This is a genomic window from Curtobacterium sp. B8 (assembly GCF_000333315.1).
Taxonomy (GTDB): Bacteria; Actinomycetota; Actinomycetes; order Actinomycetales; family Microbacteriaceae; genus Curtobacterium; species Curtobacterium luteum.
Map to the genome: position 1 here is coordinate 1 of NZ_BACW01000291.1, position 1764 is coordinate 1764.

Annotated in this window: 2 protein-coding genes; both read right to left on the reverse strand. The window is 74.5% G+C overall.

What is annotated here, in order from left to right; genetic code table 11:
- Window positions 1-23: 23 nt before the first annotated feature.
- Window positions 24-743, reverse strand: coding sequence for a hypothetical protein (locus I59_RS07070; RefSeq protein ID WP_022903259.1), 720 nt, complete (start codon window positions 741-743; stop codon window positions 24-26).
- The coding region (locus I59_RS22720; protein ID WP_022903260.1) for a hypothetical protein at window positions 740-1764 on the reverse strand (1025 nt) is incomplete at its 5' end. The genes I59_RS22720 and I59_RS07070, both read right to left, overlap by 4 nt.

Below are 1764 nucleotides of genomic sequence, written 5' to 3' on the forward strand. Positions count from 1 at the left end.
CTCCCGTCCGTCGCGCGGTCGCGTCAGATGCGTCGGCGACGCAGCCGGTGGACAAGCAGGCCGCCGCCGGCCGCGAGCAGCCCGAGCGCCCACGCGAGCGGCCCCGACGAGTCGGACCCGGTGTAGGCGAGCGTGCCCGTCGCCGCGTGCCCCGTCGCCGGTCCGGCGACGGGCGAGACCTCGAACGGGACGGCCAGCGAACCGCCCTCGTACCGGATGGTCACGACGTGCCGGGAAGCATGCGTGAACGTGACCGTCGTCCCACCGCTGGACTGCTCGACGCCGAAGCGGTCGCTCGCGACATCGCTCGTGATGGTGTGGTCCACGGGCCGCGTCGGGGTGTTGCCGAAGCGGTCCTCCGGGATCGCGAACACGACCATCCGGTCACCCTGTCGCGCCGGGACGACGTCGACGCGGTCGCCTGCCGGGTCGGATCGGAAGTGCGTCACGGTGTCGCCCTCGACCGTCCACGTGTCAGTACGTTCGCCGGCGTCGGCCATCCGTACGGAGGCGGTGAAGTGGTCGAACGCGGCCGGGGCCACGGCGAGCTCCACGGGGAGGACGGCCTCCACGCCGCCGCCCGTCGCGACCACGCTGAGGTGGAAGGTCCTCGCCAGGGTGGCACTGCCCGTGAGCGTGCCGCTCCTGGGGTCGATGCGGACCTCGAGGCCGTCCGGTGCGTTGTACGGGGTGCCCTCCGGGGACCGGAGTGTGTACCGGAGGTCGTCCCCGGCGCCGGTCACGGGGAAGTCGGCCGAGAACGGCTCGCCCGCGGTCCCCGTGACCCGGGTACGCGTCCCTGCGGCGAAGGCGAACGACTCCGTCGCCGTGCCGACGTCGACCCGGAAGGACGTGAGACCCCGCCCTCCGAGACCGTGAGGGTGCGCACTCCGGTGCCGCTGAAGGAGACCGTGTTCGAGCCACTGTCGGACCACACGGCCCGGTCGTCCGGGACGGTGCTCGTGACGGTCGACCGCGGGTACGGGTCGTCCTCGCCGCCGGGGGTCGTCCGGTTGCCGTACGCGTCGACGGCGAGGCCGGCGAGCACGAGCGACGACCCTTCGACGACCGGGACCTCGGGCACGATGCGCACGCGGCCCTGGCCCGCAGCCTGCTCCCAGATGGTGCCGTCGGTCTCGACCTGCCAGAGCCCGCCCCCGTCCGACGCCGAGACTCCGAAGGTGACGCCGACCGGTGCTCCCGGGCGGACGGTGAGGCGCACGTGCTCGACCGCGCGCTCCGACCCGCTGGACGCGACGACCTGGAAGTCGTGCACGGTGGCGAGCCGGGCCGTGCCGGACAGCCGACCGGTCGAGGGGTCGAGCGTGAAGTCGTTCTCGAACGAGCCGTCGCCCACGATCGGCTCCCCACCGGCACCCCGGAGTTCGTACGTGACGCCGCCGGTGCCGCCGGTCGCGGTGAACGTGCGGTCGACGGCGTCACCGGCGGTCGCCTCGAGGAAGAGGGGTGCGTCGGCGGTCGTGCCGTCGGGGAAGGCGAGGTCGACGCGCTGCTCGGCCGTCGGTTCGCCGGGGACGCCCCCGTCGGTGGAGCCCTCACCGCCTGCGCCCTCGCCGGGGGCGACCGCCTCGTCGGGGGCGACCGCCTCGTCGGGGTGGGCCGACGTCGGGTCGGGAGCCGTGCCTCCCGGCTGGTCGTCGGTCGTGCCGTCCGTCGCGGAGACGGAAGCGGGCGCGGTCGCGGTCGTCGTGGACGCGGTCGTCGTGGACGCGGATGTCGGCGCGTCGTCGGCGACCGCTGCCG